The following is a 6,463-nucleotide window of genomic DNA, read 5'->3' as shown; positions in this document are numbered from 1 at the left end:
ACGATTCAAAACGTAATGGTCGAGTAGGATGGGAAAGACTATGGGAAGGATGGTTCATATTACAAACCATCCTTGAGGGTTACTTGCTTGCACAGTCTCTTGAGCTATAGATGTGATCAAGAGACAGTGCCTAGCAGGGGGTTTTCTATATACAAAAAAAGGGGAGAAATTTATTTCTCCCCTCTAGAAAATGATTTATTTAGATAAAATCGAAAAAACTTGTATTAAGCTAACATCAGTAGTATCGGCTTATTAATATGTTAACAACCATGTGGCAGGGATCGTGGTAAGAAATAAGACCACAATAGTCAACTTTTCCATTATGCTCAGTGGATTTCTTTCTGTATTTTGCCTGCGTGCATACAGGAAAACCAATAGACCAGGAGCGTATAATACAACTGAAAGCAGTAGATTCATTAAACCTGATGCGTAAATTAGCCATAACCCGTAAGCACAGGCGCCTATTGCAATAGATAATAATGCTCGACTGCCACGTTCAAAAGCAACCTTCACTAAAAATGCACCGACAAGAAAGTAGGGAACAAGGATCATCTCTGACGCAATTGAAAGTAATGTGTTGTAATTGCTGCCGCTTAACCAGATTAAAATCAACGAGACTTGAACCGCACCATTTGTGATCCAAAGTGATGATTCAGGCGCTTTCTTGTTGTTTTGTTTATTAAATACTTTTGGGAATGAGCCGTGTAAAGAAGCAATAAATGGCACTTCTGCGGCCATAATTGTCCAGCTCAGATAAGCGCCACAGACAGAAATGATTAAACCAGCAATAATCACAATATCTCCGGCAGAACCCATTAACCCCACCATAAGGTTCGCCATTGAAGGATTACGCATGGCAGCTAATTCAGGTCTTGTGACTAATCCCAATGAAAGAAGGGTAACAAGAACATAAACACCTAATGCTGAAATGACGGCCAGCACAGTTGCGATACCAATATCTTTACGTTTTCTAGCTCGGGCTGAAACAACAACTGCACCTTCAACACCAATAAAAACCCATAAAGTAATTAGCATCGTATCTTTAACTTGCTGCCAAACCGGAACACCCATTTCAATACCGGTGAAATCAAAGGAGAACACATCCATTTTGAAAGCAATGACGGCCAGAACAATAAACATGCCCAATGGCAAGAGCTTCGCCATCGTAGCTAATTGGTTGACTCCCGCAGCAGTTTGTACTCCTCGAAGTACTAAGCCATGAACAAACCACAATAAAACAGATTCGCCTATCAGCGATTGCCATGTATTTCCATCACCGAAAATGACTGAATGTTCGGTATCGGTAAAAAAACTCAGGGCTGCAAAAACGATAACCAAATAAGAAACATTGGCAATAATGGCGCAGAACCAATAACCCCATGCAGAACAGAACCCGACTAATTCCCCAAATCCTTCTCTTGCATAGGTAAAAATACCACTATCCAAATCAGGACGCAGACGTGAAAGCAAAAGTAAGGACGTGGCCAAAAAGAGAATACCTATGCCTGTTATTCCCCAACCAATCATTAATGCAACAGGGCTGCCTACCTGCGCCATGTTTTGTGGCAGACTGAATACGCCAGCCCCAACCATGGAGCTGAGTACCAGTGCTGTCAGAGATGTGAGGCCTAATTTCTTTTCCAAAGATACGTTCCTAAAAATAATATAATCGACACGATTAGCCAGGACGCTTGTCCTGAATATCGAACACATATTGGACATTTGTTGCATCCATGCTATGGATTGCAGAGAAGATTCAGTAGATAAATCTAAAAAACAGGGCGATTCTACGGAGTGAAAGGATTGTATGCAATGGTTGACTATGCAAAAAAATATAAACTTTATGCATAAAATTATGTAGAGGAGTAAGAAAACGAATTAACGATATTTTTTCTAATATGTGCTATTGCCTTGAGAAACATAGAAATGAGTACATGATAAACACTTTTGATAATACAGATTGTGTATTTTTTGGACAAAAAACAAATAACGAACAATTATGCAAATCTTGTAAACAAGAAAAAAGGCACAAATCAAACATTGTGCCTTTTTCATGATGTGGTGAATAACGTTTCGATTATTTGAATAAATCAGCACTGATTGTCACGTTACCACCATTGGACTGCCATTCTCTAGTGACATGGTAGTATTTTGCGCCTTTTTCGGCTGCACGTTTAGCAACCTGATAAGAGACTTCTGGGGCAGTAGTGTAATAACCAGAAAAAGTGATGGAATCAAATGGCACCATCTGAGCGGCGGATGCTTTGTTCAGCTCTTGAATTTTTGTACCATTCGGTAAAGTTACAGTGTAACGCCCACCTTTTGCTGTCTGGGTTTCAAAAAAGCGTCCAACGACATTGCTTGTTGAGGTTGAAGAAGCCACACCAGGAATTTCTACTTTCTCAGCTTCTTCACCGCCTTTTGCCAGTGCCTGACGGCCTGCATCAGAATCGGCCGGAATGACAGCTTGATTAGATTGAACTTTGCGTTTTGGAGCATCTTCTTTATAAACATATGCTGTAACTATTTGGTTCCCACCATTATTTGGTGCAATGTCACGAACAATAAAGAAGGAGGCTGCATCTTTCTTTTTGGCCGCTTTGGCGATGGCTTCTTTCATGTCAGGGTCAGTAGGGAAATAGCCATTCACCGTTACTGTATCAAAAGGTTCCAAAGTCATTGCTTCTGTTTTAGGTAATTCTTTAATACCTCGATAGATGCGATAATTAGGTGTCTTATCTGCTTTCTCTGCATCCTTATGATACAAATCGGCCACAACACGTAAATTACCACGTCCATTGAGATCATCGAGACTTTGGATGTAAAAACTTTCAGCGCCTTTTTTATCTGCCTGACGAGAAACTGCATCGGCAGCTTCATAAATTGCATTAAAACGACCTGTGACTGCGATTCGCTCAAAAGGTTTGAGCTCTGCGGCTTGTTCCGGGGTCAACTCTTTAGCCGCATGTGCAGCAGTAATCGTGGTTAATGAGAGCACCGCAGTAGCGATGATCGTTGTCTTCAGCTTCATAAAAAATCCTTTCGCCTTGCGCATTAAAATATTTATAACGTGCTGAACATTGTTATGTATCACATAGATCGCAATTATTACATGTAATAATGCCAATTGTCGCAAGAATTTATACCTTCTAAATAAATGATTGTCAGTTTTTAGTATATGGCACTAGGAATTTTAATAAATATAGTGAGTTATATGAGATACGTTATCGTTTAGATTGGAAGGTTATTTTGTTTTTTTCTGACATTATGATGATAAATCATTGACATTATTTTCATTGCGTTATTATTTTATATTCTATTGATAGGTTTTGCTGATGGCAGAAATAAAATCAATCTAGTCGTTAAATAGGCTTCAACAAGGTAATAATCGGCAATATTTCATTCTTAAAGAAGGAAACATTATGCATATTGGTGTACCAAAAGAGCGACTTTCCAATGAAGCTCGCGTTGCTGCCACACCATCAACGGTAGAGCAATTGCGCAAGTTGGGGTTCAGCGTCACAGTTGAGACAGGAGCAGGGCAGCTTGCTAGTTTTGATGATATTGCTTATCAAAATGCGGAAGCTGATATTGCAGAATGTCATCAGGTTTGGCAATCAGATGTTATTTTAAAAGTTAATGCTCCTACCGATGACGAAATTGCCTTGATGAAAGAAGGCGCTACGTTAATGAGTTTCATCTGGCCGGCACAACATCCTGAATTAATGGCAAAGTTGTCAGAACGTAAGGTGACCGTTCTGGCCTTGGATGCTGTTCCGCGAATTTCCCGCGCACAATCTTTAGATGCGCTTAGTTCAATGGCGAATATTGCTGGCTACCGTGCCATTGTTGAAGCTGCCCATGAATTCGGTCGTTTTTTTACAGGGCAAATTACAGCCGCAGGTAAAGTGCCACCAGCTAAGGTCATGATTATTGGCGCAGGTGTTGCAGGTTTGGCAGCAGTTGGCGCAGCGGGTAGCCTCGGTGCGATTGTCCGGGCTTTTGATACGCGTCCAGAAGTTAAAGAACAAGTACAAAGTATGGGCGCTGAATTTTTGGAATTAAATTTCAAAGAAGAGGCCGGTTCAGGGGATGGCTATGCAAAAGTCATGTCGGAAGCTTTTATCAAAGCAGAAATGGAATTATTTTCTGCGCAGGCAAAAGAGGTCGATATTATCGTCACTACTGCGCTGATTCCGGGTAAACCAGCACCTCGCCTTATTACTAAAGAAATGGTCGACTCCATGAAGCCGGGCAGTGTGATTGTTGATCTGGCTGCCCAGAATGGAGGAAATTGTGAATATACCGAGGCGGATAAACTTGTTGTGACACCAAATGGTGTGAAAGTGATAGGTTATACAGATTTGCCCAGCCGATTGCCAACTCAATCATCACAGCTCTACGGAACCAATCTGGTTAATTTATTGAAATTACTTTGCAAAGAGAAAAATGGAGAAATCACTATCGATTTTGATGATGTCGTTGTACGCGGCGTTACCGTCATTAAAGAGGGGGAGATTACCTGGCCAGCTCCACCTATTCAAGTTTCAGCTCAACCTGCCACCGCAAAACCCTCATCAATAGTGAAGAACGAGGCCAAACCAGAAGAAAAACCTAAATCTTCGTGGCTGAAGTATGGCGGGATCGTTTTGGCGATAATTCTGTATGGCTGGTTGGCACATGTTGCCCCGAAAGAATTTTTATCTCATTTCACCGTGTTTGCCTTGTCTTGCATCGTGGGTTACTACGTTGTCTGGAACGTCAGTCATTCGTTACATACACCATTAATGTCTGTCACCAATGCGATTTCAGGGATCATTGTCGTCGGAGCCGTGTTGCAAATTGGTGCAGGGGGATGGGTGAGTTTCTTCTCATTCATTGCAATATTAATCGCCAGCATCAATATCTTCGGTGGCTTTACTGTCACCCAACGTATGCTGAAAATGTTTCGTAAAGGGTAAGGAGTAACTTATGTCGAATGGAATATTTTCGAATGGAATAGTTACAGCGGCATATATTGTTGCTGCCATTTTATTCATTTTCAGCCTCGCCGGGCTTTCCCGCCATGAAAGCGCCAAGCGGGGTAACATTTTTGGCATCGTTGGTATGGCAATTGCGTTGATTGTCACTATGTTAGGGCCTGACTCCGGCAAAGTTGGCTGGATTATGTTGGCAATGATCATTGGTGCTGTTATTGGTATTCGTCTCGCCAAAAAAGTGGAAATGACGGAGATGCCTGAATTAGTCGCTATCCTGCATAGTTTTGTCGGTTTGGCGGCGGTTTTGGTAGGATTCAACAGCTTTATTTCCCATGATATTTTTGCAGATTCCGTTATGGAAAATATCCATCTGACAGAAGTCTTCCTGGGAGTCTTTATTGGTGCCGTGACATTTACCGGTTCAGTGGTGGCATTTGGTAAATTGAGAGGAAAGATTTCTTCCAAGCCGTTGATGTTACCACACCGCCATAAACTTAATCTGGCTGCATTGGTCGTATCTTTAATACTGATGAGCACTTTTGTGAGAACGGAAAGTGCTGGATTACAAGTTTTCACTTTGTTGCTGATGACAATCATTGCACTTACTTTTGGATGGCATTTAGTTGCCTCTATCGGTGGCGCAGATATGCCCGTTGTTATTTCCATGCTGAACTCATATTCAGGTTGGGCAGCAGCAGCAGCGGGGTTCATGCTGAGCAATGACTTGTTGATAGTCACAGGTGCTTTGGTAGGTTCTTCGGGGGCTATCCTTTCATATATTATGTGCAAAGCGATGAACCGTTCCTTTATCAGTGTCATCGCCGGCGGTTTCGGTACAGATAGCGTTTCTTCAGGTGATGAACAAGAGATGGGGGAATATCGTGAAACAACGGCGGAAGAGGTCGCTGAACTGTTAAAAAATTCCACTTCAGTCATCATCACTCCGGGTTACGGCATGGCAGTTGCTCAGGCACAGTATCCGGTTCATGACATTACCGCGAAATTGCGTGAAAAGGGCATAGAAGTTCGTTTTGGCATCCATCCGGTTGCCGGACGTTTACCGGGCCATATGAACGTGCTGCTTGCCGAAGCAAAAGTTCCTTATGATATCGTTTTAGAAATGGATGAAATTAATGATGATTTCACTGAAACAGATACCGTTTTGGTTATCGGAGCTAATGACACAGTAAACCCGGCCGCTCAGGAAGATCCTTCAAGCCCTATTGCCGGAATGCCGGTACTGGAAGTCTGGAAAGCACAAAACGTCATTGTATTTAAACGCTCAATGAATACGGGATATGCCGGAGTGCAAAACCCACTTTTCTTTAAAGAGAATGCCCAAATGTTATTTGGTGATGCTAAAGCGAGTGTGGAAGCAATTCTTCGGGCTTTATAGTCGCATAAAGTAATATTAATACCCCAGAATTAATACTCAGGAGCTTCTGTGATAACATGAAGCTCTTTTTTTATTGTATCCTCAGGGA

General features: G+C 41.9%; 4 protein-coding genes. 2 read left to right on the top strand and 2 right to left on the bottom strand.

What is annotated here, in order from left to right:
- Positions 1-252: 252 nt before the first annotated feature.
- A complete protein-coding gene (locus Xenpb_RS11795; RefSeq protein WP_187654498.1) occupies positions 253-1,644 on the bottom strand; it encodes a basic amino acid/polyamine antiporter in 1,392 nt (463 codons plus the stop codon).
- Between the two features lie 433 nt (positions 1,645-2,077).
- Complete coding sequence (gene ydgH / locus Xenpb_RS11790) at positions 2,078-3,031, bottom strand: DUF1471 family protein YdgH (RefSeq protein WP_187654497.1); 954 nt, start codon at positions 3,029-3,031, stop codon at positions 2,078-2,080.
- A 391-nt stretch (positions 3,032-3,422) separates the two neighbouring features.
- Here ydgH and pntA point away from each other — a divergent pair, with 391 nt between their 5' ends.
- Both pntA and pntB read left to right on the top strand, forming a co-directional pair.
- Entirely contained in the window at positions 3,423-4,961 is a 1,539-nt protein-coding gene (gene pntA, locus Xenpb_RS11785; RefSeq protein WP_187654496.1) for a Re/Si-specific NAD(P)(+) transhydrogenase subunit alpha, read from the top strand.
- 10 nt (positions 4,962-4,971) lie between these two features.
- On the top strand, positions 4,972-6,375 hold the full coding sequence (gene pntB, locus Xenpb_RS11780; RefSeq protein WP_187654495.1) for a Re/Si-specific NAD(P)(+) transhydrogenase subunit beta: 1,404 nt from the start codon (positions 4,972-4,974) through the stop codon (positions 6,373-6,375).
- Positions 6,376-6,463: the final 88 nt, after the last annotated feature.

The sequence above is a fragment of the Xenorhabdus sp. PB62.4 genome, from assembly GCF_014467285.1.
GTDB lineage: Bacteria > Pseudomonadota > Gammaproteobacteria > Enterobacterales > Enterobacteriaceae > Xenorhabdus.
The sequence above is the reverse complement of the archived record's forward strand: the minus strand, read 5'-3'. Positions and strand labels throughout refer to the sequence as shown.